We start from the raw sequence: 20,145 nt of genomic DNA, 5'->3' as shown, positions 1-20,145 counted from the left end.
TTATAATTGTTTTGGTGGCGCATCCCCGGGATTCAACCGGGAATGCGCGTTGTTTTGCAGGCCGTACCTTATTGCATTGCCTTGAAGGCATCGACGATGGCTTTGCCTTCGTCACCGGCGGCCTCGAGCCATTCGTTGGTCATGGTGACGCCGATTTCCTTCAGTTCACTCACCATCTGGTCGGAAGCCGGACCAACGGTCATACCGCCGTCACGCAGACCTTGCAGCGTGAAACCGGTGTATTCCTTGGCGCGCCAGTTGCCGGTATATTCGGCCAGTTGGGCACAGCCCTTGATCACGTTTTTGTTGGCGTCCGACGTACCGGCCCAAACCTCGGAGTTTACCATAACGTAGTTGCGCGGCAGCCAGGCGTCGACCTCGTAGAAGTAGTCCAGGCTCTCCCAGACCTTGCGGTCGTAACCGGTGGAGCCGGACGAGACCATCGACTCGGCTACGCCGGTGGCGAAGGCCTGTGAAATCTCGGCAGCCTCGATGGTCACCGGCAGCATGCCGGTCAGTTCGGCCAGGCGTGAGGTGGCATTGTTGTACGAGCGGAACTTGATGCCCTTCATGTCGGCGACCGAATTGACCGCGTTCTTGAAATAGAGGCCTTGCGGCGGCCACGGCACGGCATAAAGCAGGGTCAGGTTCTGATCTGCCAGCACCTTTTCGATCGACGGCTTGGCGGCTTTCCACAGCTTGGCACTGTCATCGAACGACGTGGCCAGGAACGGGATCGAGTCGAAACCGAACAGAGCGTTTTCGTTCTGGTGGCCCGACAGCAGGCGTTCGCCGATGGGGGCCTGGCCGGTCTGGATCGCGCGTTTGATGTCGGCGCCCTTGAAGAGCGAGCCCGACGGGTGGGTCTTGATCTCGATGTCGCCACCGGTGCCGGTGGTGACGCAGGCGGCGAATTCGGCACCCACGGCCGAGTGGAAGTTCGACGCCGAATAGGCCATTGGCATGTCCCAAGTTTCGGCCAGGGCCGGGGCGGCGCTGGCGAGGGCCAGCGCAGATGCAGCGGTGAGGGTTTTGAGGTGTTTCATTGGTAGCTCCCTAGGTTGGTTGAAGTGCCCGGTTTGCCCGGGGTGGTTGATGCTATGTAGCGAAGCGTGAAGGAGAATAGGCCTCCACGTCAACGTTTGGGGTTTTGCCGGCGATAATCTGGGCCAGGATTCGGCCCGTTTTCGGCCCGCCGGTGAGGCCGATATGATGATGGCCGAAGCCGAGGAAGGCGCCCTTGATGCCCGGGACCTCGCCAATAGCGGGGATCGAATCGGTTGGCGCGGGGCGGTGGCCCATCCATTCCTTCTCCTCTTTCCACGTGAGTTGCGGCAGCACTTCCTTGAGTTGCCGTTTCAGAAGGGCGAAAGGAGCCTGAGAAGCGGGGGCTTCCAGACCGCCGAACTCAACGATACCGGCAAGGCGCAGGCGGCCCTCCATCGGCGTCATGACGAATTTGCCGGAGGCAACCATCACCGGCGCGCGCGGCATCAGGTTGGGCTCCCACAGTTCAAGGTGGTAGCCGCGTTCGGTTTCCAGCGGGATCTGCATGCCCAGTTTTTCGCCCAGGGCCTTTGACCAGGCGCCGGTGGCCAGAACCGCGGCGTCGCAGGTGATGGTGTCGGCCCCCGACAGGGTTTCGGCGCGCAAGCCGGTAAGGCGACCATTTTCGCGGATGAAATCGGTAACCGTGGCCTGGATCATCTGTCCGCCCTGCGCGACCACGTGGGCGGCGAGGTCCTTGACGTATTGGCCGGGGTCGGAGATTCGTCCGTGATCGCCGAAACGCGCGGCAAAGCCTACGACGTCGGAATAGGCCGGGTCATAGGCGGCCAGTTCATCGCGTTCCATCTCGTCCCATTTGAATCCCAACTCGCGGCGGATGCCAAAACCGAAGGCGTCGCCCTCGTAATGTTCGCGATCGCGGTACAGGAAGAGGTAATCAGAAGGGGTGATCCATTTCTCGGCCCCCGTGCCGGTGGCGAGCGCGAGGTGGTCGTTGAGGCTGTCGCCGACAACGCCTTTGACGGCGGCAGCGATGCGACGGACGTCCTCGGCATTGCCATGGGAGAGATAGCGGCGAAGCCAGGGCAGCAGCCGCGGAAGGTAACCCCATTTCAGAAACAAAGGTTGATTGCGGGAAAACAGCATGCCCGGGGCCTTGGTGAGGAGGCCGGGCACCGTCACCGGCACGACCGAGCAGGATGCCAGAACACCGCCATTGCCGAAAGACGTGCCTTCGCCCGCCTGCGCCTCACGCTCGATCAGGATGACCTTGTGGCCTTCGCGTTGCAGCCAGATTGCGGTCGAAACTCCGACGATGCCAGCCCCGATGACGGCGATAGTTTTGGGTTGGTCACTCATGCGGCTGGTCCCGTGATGGCATATTTGGCGATTTTACCCATGTCCGGGCGACCTCCGAGACCGGGGGTGTCTGGCACGACGACATGGCCGTTTTCGACTTGGAACGTGTTTTCAAGGATGTCTTCGGTCAGGAAATAGCTGGCCTGATAGAACTCGCATCCCAGAGTGATGGCCGGTGTAGCGGCAATTATGTGGGTGCCAGCAAGATGGGCCAGCCCGCTTTCGAACATGTCGCCACCATAGGCGGTGAGGCCATGGGCGGCGGCCATGGCGGCAACGTCCTGGGCACGTGACAGGCTGCCGGATTTCATGATCTTGATAGAAACCCCGTCGCAGATGCCCTCGCGCGCGGCGCGGGCCATGTCTTCGGGGCCGAAGACGGATTCGTCGGCCAGAAGTGGTACGTCGATCATGTCGCGCAGGCGGGCCATCAGCTCGAAGTGATGGGCGCGTACAGGCTGTTCGATAAAATCGGGTTTGAAACTGGCGACATCGGCAACTTGTGCCGCGGCCTCTTCGGGCGCCAGGCCCTGGTTGTAGTCGACCCGGACCGAGAATTCGGGGAAATCGCGGGCGATGCGTTCAAGGCGCATGATGTCGAAAGCATGGTCACGGAAGCCGGTTTTCAGCTTGATCAGGCGGACACCATCGTCGCGAATCCGTTCCATCAGGGCGATATCGGCGTCGAAGTCAGGATTGGCGATTGAGACCGACAGCGGAATGGTGTCGCGGCACTTCCCGCCAAGGAAGGCATGAGCGGGCTGACCAGTGATCTGCCCGATCAGGTCGAGAAGTGCGGCATCAAGTGCCGCCTTGGCTTCGGTCGCGTGGGCGACGGTGGTGAGTGCGCGTGCCATGATGGCGGAGCGGTCCGACACCCGGGCACCTACAACATGCGGGCGCATGTAGCGATCAAGTGCGGCAAGGCTGGCCTCGGGTGAACCGGTGAAAACCGACCACGGTGACGCCTCGCCCCAACCTTGCGCGCCACCCTCGGACGTCAAGCGGACGAGAACGATCTCGCAGGTGGCTTCGACCGTGCCGATGCCATGGTCACGGCGCGAATTGACCGGCAGTGCAAGGTGCCAGACATCCAAGTCGGTAATCTTTTGGTTCAGGTCGGACACGCGACTCCCCCTTGATGCGCCCGCAAACAGGTTGGCGGGGGAATGACATCATTTCAAATATGATGTTCTGGGCAAGGTATAAGTTTTCGTGATATAGTTCCCGGCATGTCCTTGCGTTTCAGACAGTTGCAGGCGTTTCACGCCGTGATCGAAACCGGTACGGTGACCGGCGCGGCCGAGCATCTGGGTATTTCGCAGCCCGGGATTTCCAACCTACTGAGCCAGTTGGAACGGCAAACCCAGCTGAAATTGTTCAGCCGCACCAAGGGGCGGTTGCATCCGACGCCCGAGGCCGGGGTGCTGTTTCAGGAGATCGACACGGTGGTGCGGGGACTGGATCACGTCGCCCAGGCGGTGACCGATTTGCAGAACCAGAAGGCCGGGCAGTTGCAGGTGGTGGCACCGCATGCGCTGTCCATTGGCTTTATGCCGGGTGAGATAGCGCGGTTTGCCGAAAGCCGCCCGAATCTGTCGATTTCTTATCAGGCGCAGTATTCAGCGCGGATACAGGAATGGGTGCAGGCGGGGCTGTTCGAGATCGGGATATGCGAAGAGCCTGTACTGGGGGGCGTGTTCGATGCCCAGCATTTCCGGTTCGAATGCCAATGTGCGCTGCCCGAGGATAGCCCGCTGGCGGAACACGCGGTGCTGACGCCGGAATTGCTGGATGGCTACCCGTTCGTGGTGATGGGGCCCGAGCACATGACCTATCGGCGAACCCGCGATGCGTTCGAGCAGGCGGGGGCCCGATGGAACACGCGGGTGCATACCCATCTGCATCAGAACACACTGAGTTTTGTCAAACACGGGTTCGGGGCGGCACTGGTCGATCCCTTCACCATCGGGTTCGATTACGAAGGCGGATTTGTCACCCGGAGGTTTGCGCCGCAGGTGACGCTTGATCTGTCGATCATCACCGCCAAGCACCGGCCGATGACAGCGGTGGGCCAGGAGTTTCTGGCTGAGCTGACCGCCAGCGTGGCGGAATACGCGGTCTGACCCCGGGGTTTTCGGCAAATTGCCGCGCAAAAGCGCTTTGGCGTGATCCTGCGCAATGCCCAGCCCTGAATAGAGACGATTCCCATGGGCGCGGGCCTGTGATAAAAGGCGGGCAACAAAACAATGAAAATGAGGCAATCGACAATGTTCCAATTGGGTAAACCGCTGATGATCGTGGCGGCGCTAAGCTTGGGTGCGTGCACCGATGCAGGTCGCTTTGGCAGCGGCAACGAGGCCCCGGCACAGACCGGCTCGACCGGTTCAGGTATCATTGAGGGCAGTGCCAATGACCCCAAATCGCCGCTTTATTTCAGCCAGGCCATCGGCGACCGGGTGCTCTTTGAAGTGGATCAGCATACGCTGACGGGATCGGCCAAGCAGGTGCTGGACGGGCAGGCGAGCTGGCTGACCACTAACTCGGATTACAACGCGGTGATCGAAGGCCATGCTGATGAGCAGGGCACGCGCGAACACAACTTGGCCCTGGGGGCACGCCGGGCCAACGCGGTCCGCGAATACCTGATGTCGCGGGGGCTTCCGGCAGGGCGGTTGAAGACGCTCAGCTATGGCAAGGAACGTCCAATCGCGATATGTTCCGAAGAAGCTTGTTACAGCCAGAACCGGCGCGCAGTAACGGTGCTGAAATCTGATCTGAGTGGATAATTGGGCGTGATGGTCGAAGGACACGGCAGGATGCGTGGGATGTTTAAGGTTGTTGCGGTCGCCACGATGTTGACCGCTGGTGCGGGTTTTGCCCAGGACAAGGCCGAGACACTGGCCGATATTCGCCAGGAACTGACCGTTCTCTACGTGGAGCTCCAGAAGCTCAAGCGCGAGCTGTCGACCACCGGAGCGACAGGGAGCCTGACCGGCGGCTCGATCCTGGATCGGGTGGCCGCAATCGAGAGCGAATTGCAGCGCCTGACCGGCAAGACCGAACAGCTTGAGTTCCGGGTATCGGCGATCGTCAAGGACGGCACCAGCCGGGTTTCCGACCTTGAGTTCCGCCTTGTTGAGCTGGAAGGCGGCGATGTGAGTGCTCTGGGTGAGACCCCAACACTGGGAGGTGATGTGGCGGACTCTTCCGGACCTGCCGTGCCGGTCTCGCAACCCGCAGCGACCGACGCGCCACAGCTTGCCATGGGTGAGCAGGCCGATTTCGATGCGGCACGGGCAGCGTTCGAAGCCGGAGACCATCAGGGTGCGGCGGCGAAATACGCCGCCTTCAACGACACCTACCCCGGCAGCCCGATGGCAGCATCAGCGCATCTGGGCCGTGGCCAGGCCTTGGAAGCGGCGGGCGATTTGACCGGCGCGGCGCGGGCCTATCTGGATGCTTTCAGCACCGAGCCCAATGGCCGCAGCGCACCGGAGGCGCTGTATCACCTGGGCAACGGGCTGGGCCGGTTGGGCCAGACCAGCGAGGCCTGTGTGACATTGGCCGAGGTTGGCGTGCGCTTTCCGGGCGGCAGCGCCGAGACCAAGGCGCGCGAGGCCATGGCACGGCTGGGATGCTCGTGACGCTCAAGGCCGAGCAGCTTTTCCAAACGATTGCAGCATTCTTCGCAGCCGACCCACCGGAACGGTTGGGCGTTGCGGTGTCTGGCGGCGGGGATTCGCTGGCATTGATGCTTTTGCTGGCCGACTGGGCGCGGGCGCAGGATGCAACGCTGTTTGTGGCCACCGTTGATCACGGGTTGCGGCCCGAGGCGACAGAGGAAGCGCGGTTTGTGGGCGCGGTGGCCGAGGCGCAGGGTCTGGAGCATGAGACCCTGACATGGGAGGGCTGGGACGGACAGGGCAATCTGCAAGACGCGGCGCGGCGCGCACGTTATGGGCTGTTGGCCGACTGGGCAGCGCGGCTTGAATTGCAGGCAGTGGCCCTGGCCCACACCCGTGACGATCAGGCCGAGACTTTCATGATGCGGTTGGCGCGGGCCTCGGGTGTGGACGGGTTGGCCGCAATGCCTTCCCGGCGCAGGCAGCACGGGGTGAGTTTTGTCCGACCGCTGTTGACGGTGTCACGTGAGGCGTTGCGGGATTATCTGCGCGGGCGTGGGCAGGCGTGGGTCGAGGACCCGTCGAACGAGGATCGCATGTACGAGCGCATTCGTGCGCGCGATGTGCTGGCCGAAATGGCAGGGCTTGGGATCAATGCGGAAACCCTGAGTGTGGTCGCCGGCCACATGACGACGGCGCGTGAGGCGCTGGATTGGCACGCTCATCTGGAAGCACGCGAGGCGGTCCGGGTCGAGCGCGGCGATGTCGTGCTGAATCGCAAGCGCTGGCGGACGCTGCATGAGGAGATTGCCAGGCGGATTTTACGAGCGGTGCTCGGCTGGATCGGGCAGTCGGAGTACCCGCCGCGCCGTGCCAAGCTGGCGCAGCTGATCACGTCGATAAACGAAGGTGCGACCAGCACTCTGGCGGGGTGCTTGATCCGGGTCGAACCGGAAGTGATCCGTATCAGCCGCGAACCCGGCGCAGTGGCCGGAATCACCGCCCAGCAGGATCAGGTCTGGGATGGGCGATGGCGCATTGTCGGACCGGTGGCGCCAGGGGTCGAGCTGCGTGCACTAGGTGAGGTGGGGCTCTTACAATGTCCAGATTGGCGCGACAGCGGATTGCCTTTTGCATCACTGGCCGCGTCACCCGCTGTCTGGCAGGGTGAAACCCTGCTGGCGGCGCCGTTGGCGGGGCTTAATCCGGACTGGAAGGCCGAGGTTGAAGGGGGTGCGGAAGGATTCTTCGCAACACTTCTGCCTCGCCGGAAATAGTGCATTGAAGATGAGCGCGTGATCCCTATTTTAATTCGGTGCGCCGCCGTGATAGGAGGGCGCAAACCCAACCGTGAGGAGCAAACCATTGGGTAACGCGAGAAATGTTGCTTTCTGGGTCGTGCTGTTTTTGCTGATCCTGGCCCTGTTCAACCTGTTTTCGGGTGGGGGCAACACGTTGCAGAGCCGCGAGCTGAGCTATTCCGAGTTCGTGACCGCCGTCGAAGAAGGCCGCGTGTCCAATGTGACGCTTGATGGCGAGCAAGTCCGGTTCCGCGGAAATGACGGCAAGGATTACGTGGTGATCAAGCCGCAGGACGCGGAAGTCACCGACCTGTTGATCGACAGCAATATTCCCGTGAAGGCCGAAAGCCAGGAGCAATCGGGCTTTCAGACCTTTATCCTGAGCCTGTTGCCGTTCCTGCTGCTGATCGGGGTTTGGGTCTATTTCATGAACCGGATGCAGGGCGGTCGCGGCGGCGGCGCCATGGGATTCGGCAAGTCCAAGGCCAAGATGCTGACCGAGAAGCAGGGTCGGGTGACATTCGACGACGTGGCGGGCATCGACGAGGCCAAGGAAGAGTTGGAAGAGATCGTCGAGTTCCTGCGCAACCCGCAGAAATTCAGCCGTTTGGGTGGCAAGATTCCCAAGGGCGCTCTGCTGGTGGGCCCTCCGGGCACTGGTAAGACGCTGCTGGCCCGCGCGATTGCGGGTGAGGCGGGTGTGCCGTTCTTCACCATCTCTGGTTCTGACTTCGTTGAAATGTTCGTGGGCGTGGGTGCATCCCGTGTTCGTGACATGTTTGAGCAGGCCAAGAAGAACGCGCCTTGCATCGTATTCATCGACGAGATCGACGCCGTGGGCCGCCATCGTGGTGCCGGTTATGGCGGCGGCAATGACGAACGCGAACAGACACTCAACCAGTTGCTGGTCGAGATGGACGGGTTCGAGGCCAACGAAGGTGTGATCATCATCGCGGCGACCAACCGCAAGGATGTTCTGGACCCCGCGCTGTTGCGTCCGGGCCGGTTCGACCGCGAAGTCACCGTTCCGAACCCTGATATCAAGGGGCGCGAGAAAATCCTGGGCGTGCATGCGCGCAAGACGCCGCTGGGTCCGGATGTGGACTTGCGCATTATCGCACGCGGCACGCCGGGCTTCTCTGGGGCCGATCTGGCCAACCTGGTGAATGAGGCGGCGCTTATGGCCGCAAGGATCGGGCGCCGGTTTGTCGCGATGGAAGATTTCGAGATGGCCAAGGACAAGATCATGATGGGCGCCGAGCGGCGGTCCATGGTCATGACCCAGGCTCAGAAAGAAATGACGGCGTATCACGAGGCAGGGCATGCCATTGTCGGGCTGAGCCTGCCGAAGTGTGATCCTGTCTACAAGGCCACGATCATTCCGCGCGGTCAGGCGCTGGGCATGGTGATGAGCCTGCCCGAGATGGATCAACTCAACTATTTCAAGGACGAGCTGAAACAGAAAATCGCCATGACCATGGCCGGCAAGGCCGCCGAGATCATCAAATACGGTGAAGGCGCGGTATCGAACGGCCCGTCCGGTGACATCATGCAGGCCAGCGGATTGGCCCGCGCCATGGTGATGCGCTGGGGCATGTCCGACAAGGTCGGCAATATCGACTACCAGGAAGCGGCAGAAGCGTTCCGCGGTGGCGGTGCCGGCGGGTTCTCGATTTCGGCCCACACCAAGGAGCTGATCGAGGACGAGGTCAAGCGGATCATCGACGAGGGCTACGACGAGGCGCACCGTATCCTGAGCGAGCGCAAGGAAGATTGGGAACGCCTTGCGGAAGGTCTTCTGGAATACGAGACACTGACGGGTGAAGAGATTGAGCGCGTCATGCGCGGTGAGCCGCCGCACAAGGACGAGGACGAAGACGACAAGCCCGATACCGGAAGCGCGCCGTCTGTCACCGCCGTGCCCAAGACCAAGCCGCGCTCGAAACCCAAGGGCGATGGCGGCATGGAGCCTGAGCCGTCGGCATGAGCGCAGACAAGACAAAGGATTGGAATCCCGGGGCCTATGGCAGGTTCCGGGATTTGCGTTTGCGCCCGGCACTGGACCTGATGGGCGCGGTGCGCTCGGTTGGGGGCGGCGACGTGATCGACCTGGGATGTGGCAGCGGCGCCATGGGTGAAAGCCTGAAGGCGCGTTTTGTCGGGCACCGGCTGGTCGGTGTCGATGCCTCGCCAGCGATGTTGGAGAAAGCAGGGGAAAGCGACGCCTATGACGCGCTGGATCAGGCCGACATTGGCGACTGGCAGAGTGAACGCTGCGGGCTGATCTTTTCCAACGCGGCGTTGCATTGGCTGGGCGATCACGAGGCGCTGATGCCGCGTCTGGCGGGGATGCTGGCGCCGGGGGGCACCCTGGCGGTGCAGATGCCACGGCAAAACAATGCGCCGTCGCACCGGCTGTGGCGGCAACTGGCCAGCGAGTACTTCCCGGACCGGGTGGATTTCGAGGCCGGGCCAGGGGTGATGGAACCGGCGCGGTATTTCCACCTTCTTTCCGGTTTGGGGACGTTTACCTTGTGGGAAAGCGAGTATTACCAGGTGCTGCCTGCCGAGGAAGACGCACATCCGGTGCGGCGCTTTACCGAGAGCACCTATGCCCGGCCGATCCTTGAGGCGCTGGACGAGGGCGAGCAGGAGAAATTGATTGCCGCGTATGAGGCGGTGATGGAGAAGGCCTATCCGAGGGGCGAGGACGGGACGGTGCTGTTTCCCTTCCGGCGGATGTTTTTCACGCTGACGGTGTGAGGGTGCGGGGGCGCTCCCACCCATTGCAGCGGTGTTAAGATTGGTGATCAAGGCGCGAACCCACCCCGCGCCCCCGCACCGCAGGGGCTGACGGCGGGACTTTTGATTTCTTTCGATCATCACAGGTGTTGGGCCCGCGCTGGTAGTGGCGCGCTGCAATCAAGTCGGGACCGACGAGCCTCAAAGGAAACAATCGGCCACTGTGACGGCAATGGATCGACCGCAAGCAGATTGCGGCCGATCGAGGCTTGGATCAATCCGCGGTCAGAAGCGGTGGCTTGTCACCCTTGATCCGGCGTTTTTGCGGGCCTTCGATGGAGATATCCAGCTCGCCCTTCTTGACACCGACCTTGACGATGCCGCCCTTCGACAGCTTGCCAAAGAGCAACTCTTCCGCGAGCGGTTTCTTGATGTATTCCTGGATCGTTCGGCCCAGAGGACGCGCGCCCATCTTGTCGTCATAGCCCTTGTCGGCCAGCCATTCGGCGGCCTTGCGGGTCAACTCGATGGTGACGTTGCGGTCCATCAGCTGGGCTTCGAGCTGGAGCACGAATTTCTCGACCACCTGCAGGATGACCTCTTTGCCCAAAGGCGCAAAGCTGACCACAGCATCGAGGCGGTTGCGGAATTCCGGCGTGAACATGCGTTCGATCGCGGCGGTGTCCTCGCCCTCGCGACGGTCACGACCGAAGCCAATGGCAGCCTTGGCCATGTCGGCGGCGCCTGCGTTCGACGTCATGATCAGGATCACGTTGCGGAAGTTCACCGTGCGGCCGTTGTGATCGGTCAGCTCGCCATGGTCCATCACCTGCAGAAGGATGTTGTAGACATCCGGGTGGGCCTTTTCGATCTCGTCCAGAAGCAAGACACAATGGGGGTGCTGATCGACGCCGTCGGTGAGCATGCCGCCCTGATCAAAGCCGACATAGCCCGGAGGCGCACCGATCAGGCGCGAAACCGCGTGTTTCTCCATGTATTCGGACATGTCGAAACGCAGGAGTTCCACGCCCAGCGTGTCGGCCAATTGCTTGGCAACCTCGGTCTTGCCGACGCCGGTGGGCCCGGCAAAGAGATAGTTGCCGATGGGTTTTTCCGGCTCGCGCAGACCGGCACGGGCAAGCTTGATCGCGCTTGAAAGCGCCTCGATCGCCGTGTCCTGACCGAAGACCACGCGCTTGAGCGATTTTTCGAGGTCCTTCAAGACGGCGCTGTCGTCCTTGGAGACGTTTTTCGGCGGGATGCGGGCGATTTTCGCCACGATCTCTTCGATCTCTTTCACGCCGATGGATTTGCGCCGCTTGGCCTTGGCGACAAGGTGCTGGGCCGCGCCGGCCTCATCGATGACGTCGATGGCCTTGTCGGGCAGCTTGCGGTCGTTGATGTAGCGCGCAGCCAGTTCAACGGCGGTCTTGATCGCGTCGGCGGTGTATTTCACGCCGTGATGTTCCTCGAAATACGGTTTCAACCCGCGCAGGATTTTCACCGTGTCCTCGACCGAGGGCTCGTTCACATCGATCTTCTGGAACCGGCGACTGAGCGCCCGGTCCTTTTCGAAATGCTGGCGGAATTCCTTGTAGGTGGTCGAGCCCATGCAACGCAGCTTGCCGCCCTGAAGCGCGGGTTTCAGCAGGTTCGAGGCGTCCATGGCCCCACCCGAGGTGGCACCGGCGCCGATCACGGTGTGTATCTCGTCGATGAAGAGTACCGCGTCGGGGTGATCTTCCAACTCGGTCACCACGGCCTTGAGCCGCTCCTCGAAATCGCCGCGATAGCGGGTCCCGGCCAAGAGCGCGCCCATGTCGAGCGAATAGATCGTGGTTTCGGACAGGACCTCGGGGGTTTCGCCCTCGACGATCTTGTGGGCGAGACCCTCGGCGATGGCGGTCTTGCCAACGCCCGGGTCACCGACCAGAAGCGGGTTGTTCTTGCGGCGTCGGCACAGCACCTGGATGCAGCGTTCGACCTCGTGATCGCGACCGATCAGCGGATCGACATCGCCCTTGCGGGACTTGGCGTTCAGATCGACACAGTATTTGGCCAGCGCGCTTTCCTTGCCGTCGCCCTCATCTGTGGTGTGAATCTCTTCCTCGATATCGGCCCCCTGCACCGGGCGGGATTCACCAAAGGCGGCGTCCTTGGCGACGCCGTGGGCAATAAAGTTCACGGCGTCATAACGGGTCATGTCCTGCTGTTGCAGGAAGTAGGCGGCGTTGGATTCGCGTTCGGCGAAGATGGCGACCAGAACGTTGGCCCCGGTGACTTCGCTGCGCCCGGAACTTTGCACATGGATGGCCGCGCGTTGGATCACGCGTTGGAAGGCAGCGGTTGGAACAGCTTCGGAGCCCTCAAGTTCAGTCACCAGGTTCGACAGGTCATCGTCGATGAATTCGACAAGGGTCTGGCGCAATTCTTCGAGGTCGACCGAACAGGCCTGCATCACGCGGACCGCGTCGGGTTCGTCGAGCAGGGCCAGAAGCAGATGCTCGAGCGTTGCATATTCATGTCGGCGCGTATTCGCCAGCGCCAGCGCGCCGTGAATGGCCTGTTCCAGGGTGGTCGAGAATGAAGGCATGTTACTTCATGCTCCTTTTTGCTGCGCCACTGAGCGAAAAACCAAAGTTGCAGGCCCGCCCGGTGATCATGGCCTCATAGTCTTAAAGTTTGGTCGATTGACGGCTGGCTTCAAGGGTTTTCTGGGAAAAACACGTCACATTTCCGAGGGAGTGGTGAAAAACCGGGGATTTTCGCCCGGAATTGGTCAGGTCGCTTGATCCCGAGCGTGCAGCGGGCAGGACCCAAGCGGCGTGTCGTTGTCGTCGGGCAGGGCGTATTGCACCCATTCCAGTTCGCCTTTTTGGTAGCTGCCTAGACGCGGCGAGTGGGGGATGCCGTCATAGGCCTCGGCGCGGGCACGGATACGGGCGCGGGTCCGCTGGCCTTCAGGTGTGTCGCCAGCGACGATGTCGAACCGTTCGCGCGGGTTGATGACCAGGGTCAGGTAGCGGCCGAGGTTGCGGCTTTTGCGGGTGACATGGGCCGGGGCCGACATGTTGACGAAAAGCTGCAGGCCGTCGAAGCAGAAGGACCAGAACGGGTCTTGCGGGTTTGGTGCCACGGTTTCGGGCCAGGGGGTGGGGTCGGTGGCCATCCAATGGTGCAGCGCCTGCCAGCCATGGGCGTGGTAGTCGTCGAGTTTATTGCCTGCAACAGTGCCGGGACCAAAGACCATCAGCAGCGGCTTGGCGCTGTCGACGCGGCCATCCCAGTTGCGGCTTTCGGCGGCGTACTGAGTGAGGGCTGTAGCGCCCTGATCGAACCCGGCGGTGCCAGGGGCATCGACAAAGGCGAATTGTACGAGGCGGCGGCGAAAGGCGTTTTGTGAAAAGGTGCAGGGAAAGTCGCTGGGTGAGGACAGGCGTGCGCGGATGTCGTCCAGCACGTCCTGGTGCCAGGCTTCAACTGAATGGGTTTCCAGTTCGGTCTGTGAAATCAGCAAAGCAAGCGTCCCCTCCATCGGACTGCAAAGCTATGTTTCAAAGACATCTATTTCAACCGGCAGGTTGACGCGGCTGGTTACTTTGCCTGCGGACGGGCAAAACCGGCCCGGGCGGTGGCCACCTGGTCGCGGATCACACAGCCTTTGGCATGGTCGTTGATCAGGCCCATGGATTGCATGAACGCAAAGACAGTGGTTGGCCCGACGAATTTCCACCCCTTCTTCTTCATGTCCTTGGACATGGCGTGGCTGGCCGGTGACATGGTCAGAGATTGCGGTTCGGGTATCTCGCTTTCAGGGGGCTCGAAGGACCAGACATAGGCGGCGAGGCTGCCGTAATCGGCTATGATCTCCTGGGCGCGGGCGGCGTTGTTGATTACCGCCTCGATCTTGCCGCGATGGCGGATGATGCCCGCGTTTTGCAACAGGCGCTCTACATCTGCTTCGTCGTAGGTCGCCATCTTGTTGAAATCGAACCCGTCAAAAGCGGCGCGGAAATTCTCGCGCTTGTCGAGGATGGTGCGCCAACTGAGGCCGGATTGGAACGACTCGAGACAGAGCTTTTCGAAGAGACGGATGTCGTTGTTGACCGGGAAGCCCCATTCGGTATCGTGGTAGGGCACGAAGGGTGCGTAGCCTTCACACCATTTGCAGCGGGCTTGTCCATCCGGGCCTTGGGTCAGGGCGGTCATACTCAGAAATTGTCCTTGGCAGCCCGGGTGGCGGCGAAGACCGCAACCGGATCGTCACCGGGGAGACCGACCGAGGCTTGGATCTCGGCGCTGTCCCAGCGCAGGAACGGATTGGTGTCGAGTTCCAATTGCAGACGCGACGGCACGGTGAATTCGCCACGCGCGCGCATTGCTTCGGTTTCAGCGGCGCGGGCTTGCAGCGCGGCATTGCCGGGTTCGACCGAGAGGGCGAATTTGGCGTTCGACATGGTATATTCATGGCCCGAGCAGATCAGTGTGTCGGGCGAAAGCGCGGCCAATTTCGTGAGACTGTCGAACATCTGCTGCGGCGTGCCCTCGAACAGGCGGCCACATCCCAAAGCCATCAGGCTGTCGCCGGTAAAGGCCATCTCGCTTTCCGGGAAGTGATAGGCGATGTGGCCCTCGGTATGGCCTGACACATCAAGCACCCGCACCCATTCGATCCCGACGGTCACCGTGTCGCCTTCCTTCACCTTGATATCCAGCGGCGGCAGGCGGTTGGCGTCGGCCGCGGCCCCGACCACCACGGCATCGGGATAATCGGCCTTCAATTCCTCAAGCCCGTCGACGTGATCATAGTGGTGATGGGTCAGCAGCACATGGGTCAGGGTCCAGCCGCGCCGTTCCAGCTCGGCGGCGATGGGAGCGGACTCGGGCGTGTCGATCACGGCGGTGTCGCCGGTCTCGTCACAATGCATCAGGAAGGTGTAGTTGTCCGAGAGACAGGGAATGGTGACGAGTTCGAGGGCCATGGTGTTTTCCGCTGCGCTGTTGTTAAGTTGTGAGCGAGAGTGACCCAAAGGAGCCCCGGCTGCAATGCACTTGGACGTCCAGGACCTGCGCAACTTCTATTACCGCAGCACGCTGGGGCGGGCGGCGCAGAAGGTAATCCGCGATCAGGTGTTGGATATCTGGCCCGAGGCGCATGGCCAGACCGTGCTGGGCTTCGGTTTTGCCGTACCATTGTTGCGACCTTACCTTGGCGACGCGCGGCGGGTGATCGCGTTAATGCCGGGACCGCAGGGGGTGATGCCCTGGCCTGCGGGGCAGCCCAATGTCAGTGTACTGTGCGAGGAAACCCTTTGGCCGATCGAAACCGGGCATGTCGACAAGCTCATCGTGACGCATGGGCTTGAGACCAGCGAGATGCCGAGCGCGGTGCTGGAGGAATGCCTGCGGGTGCTGGGACCGGGCGGCAAGGCGCTCTTTATCGTGCCCAACCGGGCCGGGCTGTGGAGCCGGAACGATGCGACGCCTTTTGGGTTTGGCCGGCCCTATTCCCTGGGTCAGCTCGACACGCAGCTCAAGACCCACGGGTTCCTGACCGAACGCCAGCGCACCACGCTCTACCAGCCGCCCAGCAATCGCCGCTTCTGGCGCAAGACCGGGCCATTCTGGGAGCGCGCCGGGCGGGCGCTTCCAGTGATTGCGGCGGGCGGGGTGCTGATGGTCGAGGCCTCCAAGCGGATACCGGCCCCCAGCGGGGGGTTGGGCGAACGGGTAAGAAAGCCGATTTCGATCCTGACGCCCAAGCCAGAACCTTCAGCGGCACGCGGCATCATCCGCTAGCGGTTGATTGCAATCGAGCCTGCCAACGGGCCTTTGATTGACAGCAGGGGCGAGGTGTTGATCGCTCCGAACATGACGCGTTTGCCGGTGTCGGGGTCGGTGTAGTGGCCTTCATTGCCGAGCCAGATCCAGGCGATGGCGCGAAACTCGGTACTGCCTAGCCGGGCTGCGAACCATTGTGTCAGAAGCTCGTTCGACAAATGCGGGGTGGAGGGCGCGGTTTCGGCCAGGATGATCGAACGATGCCTGTCCGTGCTGCCGAGCCCCGTCGTGTCGCCGGTTCCCTTGGGGGCCAGGGCCGGTGCCGTGGTTTCGTTCAACTCGATTGCATAGATCAATCCGGCGCCGTCACCGGAAGGTCCAAGCTGGACCGCAAGCTCGGACCGGGCATTGGACATGTCGAAGAACCGTTCCGGCGGCGGGCCGCCGCGGTGCCAGTCGTGGTGATGATCGAGCGTGTGCTGCAACGGGCTGTTGTCGGGGCTGGACGAACCGGCCGTATCCGGCGGGTAGAGACCTTCGCCGGTCAGGGTGGCGCTGTCGTGCAATTTCGCAAAAGGTGCAATTGCGGCGGCATCTGACAGCGACAGTACCGCGATGGCAGAGCTGTCAAGCCGGGCAACCCCGGGCAGGTGGATCAGGAAGCGCGACTTGCTGGCTTGGTGGGTCAACGTCACCGCCATGATGTCCCGGGCTGCATCGCGGTGCAGGTCCAGGGTGTGATCCAGGCCACCGCCTTGGTCTTCGGGCAGCGCAATTAGCAATACGTCCGTTGCCGGATCGAAATCCACTACCACGCAGGGAATGCCAGGAGAGACCAGTACGCGCGCCATAAGCACCAGATAATCAAGTTACGAGAACGTTTGTGCCCGATGTACACGCCAAGGCCAAGTAGCGATTCCGTGTCACCTTGTGCGGCGGTTTGCACGCCGGAAAACTGGACGTGCAACCCACCTGAGAGAGCAGGTTTTGCCGCACACGGTAGTGATAGCGATAACGAATGACCCGACGGAAGGAGGTCGGATTCGGGAAAAGTTGCGTTTTAATGATCTTTTTTTAGCGCCACGACCGGCGCAAACGGTCGCAGTTTTCGTAAGTTGTTGAAAAGTCGTAAGAATTGCAATAAGACCTTTTCGCGCAAGCAGGTTGCTAGGTGCGTAAGGCTCTGCTAAACCCGCCCCGAATTTCGACGCTTTGTTAACGCAGGGCTCGCAAACGCCCCCGGGGAGCCCTTCCGGCACAAGCGGAAAGCCGCTTAGCGCCGCGAGGGGTTTACGACCAACCGGGGCCAGAAAATCGAAAGGGTGGACGTGTCCGAACCAGCTTCGATCTCTTCCGGCATTGCTGCACGCTATGCCACGGCCGTGTTTGATCTGGCCAAGGAAACCAAGAAGGTTAAGGCCATTGAGGCCGATATTGCGGCGCTTGATGCTGCATTGGCCGACAGCGCCGATTTCAATGCCTTGATCACTTCGCCGCTGATCAGCCGCGATGAACAAGGCAGCGCAATCGCTGCAATTGCCAAGAAAATGAAACTCTCGCCGACGATGAGCAACACGCTGGGCCTGATGGCCGCCAAGCGTCGTCTCTTCGTTTTGCCTCAGCTGGTTGCCGCCCTGCGCGACGCTATTGCAGAGGACAAGGGCGAAGTGACCGCGGAAGTGGTAAGCGCCAAGGCGCTGACCAAGACGCAGTCGGACAAGCTTGCCAAAACGCTCAAGGCGAATATCGGCAAGGATGTGAATATCAAAGCGACCGTTGATGAGAGCCTCATCGGCGGTCTTGTCGTCAAAGTGGGTTCGAAAATGATCGACACGTCGATCCGTTCGCGCCTCAACTCTCTCCAGAATGCAATGAAAGAGGTCGGATAAATGGGTATCCAAGCTGCAGAGATTTCTGCGATCCTGAAGGACCAGATCAAGAATTTCGGCGCCGATGCCGAAGTGGCCGAAGTTGGCCGAGTGCTGAGCGTCGGCGACGGTATCGCCCGCGTTTACGGTCTCGACAACATCCAGGCTGGTGAGATGGTCGAATTCCCCGGTGGTATCCGCGGGATGGCGCTGAACCTCGAAACTGACAACGTCGGTGTTGTTATTTTCGGTTCGGACCGTGACATTAAAGAAGGCGACACCGTCAAGCGGACCAACGCCATCGTGGACGTTCCGATCGGTGACGAGCTGCTGGGTCGCGTTGTTGACGGTCTCGGCAACCCGTTGGACGGCAAGGGTCCGATCAAATCCAAGAAGCGCGGAATCGCCGACGTGAAAGCGCCGGGCATCATCCCGCGGAAATCGGTGCACGAGCCGATGGCGACCGGCCTCAAGGCCGTTGACTCGATGATCCCGATTGGCCGTGGCCAGCGGGAACTGATCATTGGTGACCGTCAGACCGGTAAAACCGCCGTTGCTCTGGACGCGATCCTGAACCAGAAATCCTATAACGAAGCCGCTGGCGACGACGAGAGCAAGAAACTCTACTGTGTTTACGTTGCTGTTGGTCAGAAGCGTTCGACCGTTGCTCAGCTGGTGAAGAAGCTGGAAGAAAGCGGTGCGATCGAATACTCGATCGTCGTGGCCGCAACCGCGTCCGACCCGGCACCGCTGCAGTTCCTGGCGCCCTACGCCGCGACCGCGATGGCCGAGCACTTCCGTGACAATGGCCGTCACGCGCTGATCATCTATGATGACCTTTCGAAACAGGCCGTTTCGTATCGTCAGATGTCGCTGCTGCTGCGCCGCCCGCCGGGCCGTGAAGCTTACCCGGGTGACGTTTTCTACCTTCACTCGCGTCTGCTGGAGCGTTCGGCCAAGCTGAACGAAGACAACGGCGCAGGTTCGCTGACCGCTCTGCCGGTGATCGAAACCCAGGGTGGCGACGTCTCGGCGTTTATTCCGACCAACGTGATCTCGATCACCGACGGTCAGATCTTCCTTGAGACCGAACTGTTCTACCAGGGCATCCGTCCTGCCGTGAACACCGGTCTGTCGGTGTCGCGCGTTGGTTCGTCGGCCCAGACCAAGGCGATGTCCTCGGTTGCCGGTCCGGTGAAACTGTCGCTGGCCCAGTACCGCGAGATGGCAGCCTTTGCCCAGTTCGGTTCCGACCTTGACGCCGCAACCCAGCAGCTGCTGGCACGGGGCGCACGTCTGACCGAACTGATGAAGCAGCCGCAGTACTCGCCGCTGACCAACGCGGAAATCGTCTGCGTCATCTACGCCGGTACCAACGGCTACCTTGACGGAATCGACGTTCGTGAAGTTGGCCGCTTCGAGGCTGGCCTGCTGGCGCACCTGCGCAGCAAGCACGCTGACGTACTTGCCGACATCACCGACAACGACCGCAAGGTGAAGGACGAGCTGGCCGACAAGGTTAAAGCAGCAATCGACGAATTCGCCGCTGACTTCGCGTAAGGGGAGCAGGGGTAATAAGGAGATTGGGCAATGCCAAGTCTTAAGGACCTAAAAACCAGGATCGAGTCGGTCAAATCGACCCGCAAGATCACCAAGGCCATGCAGATGGTTGCGGCTGCGAAACTGCGCCGGGCACAAGAGGCGGCTGAAGAAAGCCGCCCCTACGCCGAGCGGTTCTCGGCTGTGCTCTCTGCGGTGGCGGCAAGTGCTGCTGGCTCGGAAGATGCTCCGCTTCTTCTGAAGGGTACCGGAAACGATCAGACCCACATGCTGGTGGTAATGACCGCGGAACGTGGCCTGTGCGGCGGCTTCAACTCTTCGATCGTGAAAATGGCGAAGGCCCGAATCGAGGCGCTGCAAGGCGCTGGCAAGACAGTGAAAATTCTCACTGTCGGCAAGAAAGGCCGCGAACAGCTGAAGCGTGACTATGAAGATCAGTTTATTGGTCACGTTGATCTGAGCGATGTCAAAAAGCTTGGCTATGCCAATGCCAAGGACATCGCCGTTGATCTGCTGAGCCGCTTCGATGCAGGCGAGTTTGATGTTGCGACAATCTTCTTCTCGCGCTTCAACTCGGTGATCGACCAGACCCCGACCGAAGCTCAGATCATCCCCACCCCGGTTGACGCCGAGGCGGGTGACGGCACGGTCTATGACTACGAGCCCGATCAGGACGAAATCCTGGCCGAGCTGCTGCCGTCGGGTGTGGCCACCGCGATCTTCAGCGCGTTGCTGGAAAACGGTGCGTCCGAGCAAGGTGCACGGATGAGCGCGATGGACAACGCGACCCGCAACGCGGGCGAGATGATCGACAAGTTGACCATCCAGTTCAACCGTTCGCGTCAGGCTGTGATCACCAACGAGCTGATTGAAATTATTTCGGGCGCTGAGGCGCTCTAA

18 protein-coding genes are annotated in these 20,145 nt (G+C 61.3%); 10 read left to right on the top strand and 8 right to left on the bottom strand.

Annotated features, from left to right (window positions below; translation table 11 throughout):
* Positions 1-68: 68 nt before the first annotated feature.
* The 3 genes from RXV86_RS07895 to RXV86_RS07885 are packed head-to-tail and all read right to left on the bottom strand — an operon-like array spanning position 69 to position 3,494.
* The gene (locus tag RXV86_RS07895; RefSeq protein WP_316298959.1) at positions 69-1,046 is read right to left on the bottom strand and encodes a TRAP transporter substrate-binding protein; all 978 of its coding nucleotides are present in this window, start codon (positions 1,044-1,046) and stop codon (positions 69-71) included.
* Between the two features lie 52 nt (positions 1,047-1,098).
* Complete coding sequence (locus tag RXV86_RS07890; protein WP_316298957.1) at positions 1,099-2,367, bottom strand: FAD-dependent oxidoreductase; 1,269 nt, start codon at positions 2,365-2,367, stop codon at positions 1,099-1,101.
* Positions 2,364-3,494 (bottom strand): enolase C-terminal domain-like protein, encoded by a 1,131-nt coding sequence (locus tag RXV86_RS07885; RefSeq protein WP_316298956.1) that lies wholly within the window; start codon positions 3,492-3,494, stop codon positions 2,364-2,366. The genes RXV86_RS07890 and RXV86_RS07885 overlap by 4 nt, the downstream gene beginning before the upstream one ends.
* A gap of 105 nt (positions 3,495-3,599) precedes the next feature.
* Here RXV86_RS07885 and RXV86_RS07880 point away from each other — a divergent pair, with 105 nt between their 5' ends.
* The 6 genes from RXV86_RS07880 to RXV86_RS07855 all read left to right on the top strand — a co-directional run bounded on the left by RXV86_RS07880 (position 3,600) and on the right by RXV86_RS07855 (position 10,057).
* On the top strand, positions 3,600-4,493 hold the full coding sequence (locus RXV86_RS07880) for a LysR substrate-binding domain-containing protein (RefSeq protein ID WP_316298954.1): 894 nt from the start codon (positions 3,600-3,602) through the stop codon (positions 4,491-4,493).
* Positions 4,494-4,637: 144 nt separating this feature from the next.
* On the top strand, positions 4,638-5,156 hold the full coding sequence (gene pal / locus RXV86_RS07875) for a peptidoglycan-associated lipoprotein Pal (RefSeq protein ID WP_316298952.1): 519 nt from the start codon (positions 4,638-4,640) through the stop codon (positions 5,154-5,156).
* Between the two features lie 30 nt (positions 5,157-5,186).
* Positions 5,187-6,014 carry a tol-pal system protein YbgF gene (gene ybgF / locus RXV86_RS07870; RefSeq protein WP_316298950.1) on the top strand — a complete coding sequence of 276 codons (828 nt, stop codon included), beginning with the start codon at positions 5,187-5,189 and terminating at the stop codon, positions 6,012-6,014.
* Positions 6,005-7,270 carry a tRNA lysidine(34) synthetase TilS gene (gene tilS / locus RXV86_RS07865; protein WP_316298948.1) on the top strand — a complete coding sequence of 422 codons (1,266 nt, stop codon included), beginning with the start codon at positions 6,005-6,007 and terminating at the stop codon, positions 7,268-7,270. Before ybgF ends, tilS begins: the two co-directional genes overlap by 10 nt.
* Before the next feature lie 88 nt (positions 7,271-7,358).
* A complete protein-coding gene (ftsH, locus tag RXV86_RS07860) occupies positions 7,359-9,281 on the top strand; it encodes an ATP-dependent zinc metalloprotease FtsH (protein ID WP_316298947.1) in 1,923 nt (640 codons plus the stop codon).
* Positions 9,278-10,057, top strand: coding sequence for a methyltransferase domain-containing protein (locus RXV86_RS07855; RefSeq protein WP_316298945.1), 780 nt, complete (start codon positions 9,278-9,280; stop codon positions 10,055-10,057). The genes ftsH and RXV86_RS07855 overlap by 4 nt, the downstream gene beginning before the upstream one ends.
* Positions 10,058-10,310: 253 nt before the next feature.
* Here the strand turns inward: RXV86_RS07855 and clpA are convergent, their stop codons facing one another.
* From clpA to gloB, 4 genes are all read right to left on the bottom strand, one after another.
* The gene (gene clpA / locus RXV86_RS07850) at positions 10,311-12,629 is read right to left on the bottom strand and encodes an ATP-dependent Clp protease ATP-binding subunit ClpA (RefSeq protein ID WP_316298943.1); all 2,319 of its coding nucleotides are present in this window, start codon (positions 12,627-12,629) and stop codon (positions 10,311-10,313) included.
* A gap of 186 nt (positions 12,630-12,815) precedes the next feature.
* Positions 12,816-13,571 carry a YqcI/YcgG family protein gene (locus RXV86_RS07845; RefSeq protein WP_316298941.1) on the bottom strand — a complete coding sequence of 252 codons (756 nt, stop codon included), beginning with the start codon at positions 13,569-13,571 and terminating at the stop codon, positions 12,816-12,818.
* Positions 13,572-13,630: 59 nt separating this feature from the next.
* The gene (locus RXV86_RS07840) at positions 13,631-14,245 is read right to left on the bottom strand and encodes a DNA-3-methyladenine glycosylase I (RefSeq protein WP_316298939.1); all 615 of its coding nucleotides are present in this window, start codon (positions 14,243-14,245) and stop codon (positions 13,631-13,633) included.
* A 2-nt stretch (positions 14,246-14,247) separates the two neighbouring features.
* Positions 14,248-15,018, bottom strand: a complete 771-nt coding sequence (gene gloB / locus RXV86_RS07835; protein ID WP_316298937.1) for a hydroxyacylglutathione hydrolase — start codon at positions 15,016-15,018, stop codon at positions 14,248-14,250.
* A 64-nt stretch (positions 15,019-15,082) separates the two neighbouring features.
* Between gloB and RXV86_RS07830 the strand changes: the two genes are divergently transcribed.
* Positions 15,083-15,835, top strand: a complete 753-nt coding sequence (locus RXV86_RS07830) for a class I SAM-dependent methyltransferase (protein ID WP_316298935.1) — start codon at positions 15,083-15,085, stop codon at positions 15,833-15,835.
* On the opposite strand, the gene RXV86_RS07825 is transcribed toward RXV86_RS07830, so the two are convergent.
* Positions 15,832-16,668 (bottom strand): hypothetical protein, encoded by an 837-nt coding sequence (locus tag RXV86_RS07825; RefSeq protein ID WP_316298934.1) that lies wholly within the window; start codon positions 16,666-16,668, stop codon positions 15,832-15,834. The two genes, RXV86_RS07830 and RXV86_RS07825, sit on opposite strands and share 4 nt — an antisense overlap.
* Positions 16,669-17,145: 477 nt before the next feature.
* Between RXV86_RS07825 and RXV86_RS07820 the strand changes: the two genes are divergently transcribed.
* Genes RXV86_RS07820 through RXV86_RS07810 form a run of 3 tightly spaced genes read left to right on the top strand, consistent with a single transcriptional unit; the run spans position 17,146 to position 20,145 of the window.
* Positions 17,146-17,706, top strand: coding sequence for a F0F1 ATP synthase subunit delta (locus RXV86_RS07820; RefSeq protein ID WP_316298933.1), 561 nt, complete (start codon positions 17,146-17,148; stop codon positions 17,704-17,706).
* Complete coding sequence (gene atpA / locus RXV86_RS07815) at positions 17,707-19,245, top strand: F0F1 ATP synthase subunit alpha (protein WP_316298931.1); 1,539 nt, start codon at positions 17,707-17,709, stop codon at positions 19,243-19,245.
* Positions 19,246-19,275: 30 nt separating this feature from the next.
* Complete coding sequence (locus RXV86_RS07810) at positions 19,276-20,145, top strand: F0F1 ATP synthase subunit gamma (RefSeq protein ID WP_316298930.1); 870 nt, start codon at positions 19,276-19,278, stop codon at positions 20,143-20,145.

Origin of the sequence: Aliisedimentitalea sp. MJ-SS2, assembly GCF_032586155.1 — a bacterium.
In the GTDB taxonomy this organism is placed as follows: domain Bacteria; phylum Pseudomonadota; class Alphaproteobacteria; order Rhodobacterales; family Rhodobacteraceae; genus JAWHTC01.
The sequence above is the reverse complement of the archived record's forward strand: the minus strand, read 5'-3'. Positions and strand labels throughout refer to the sequence as shown.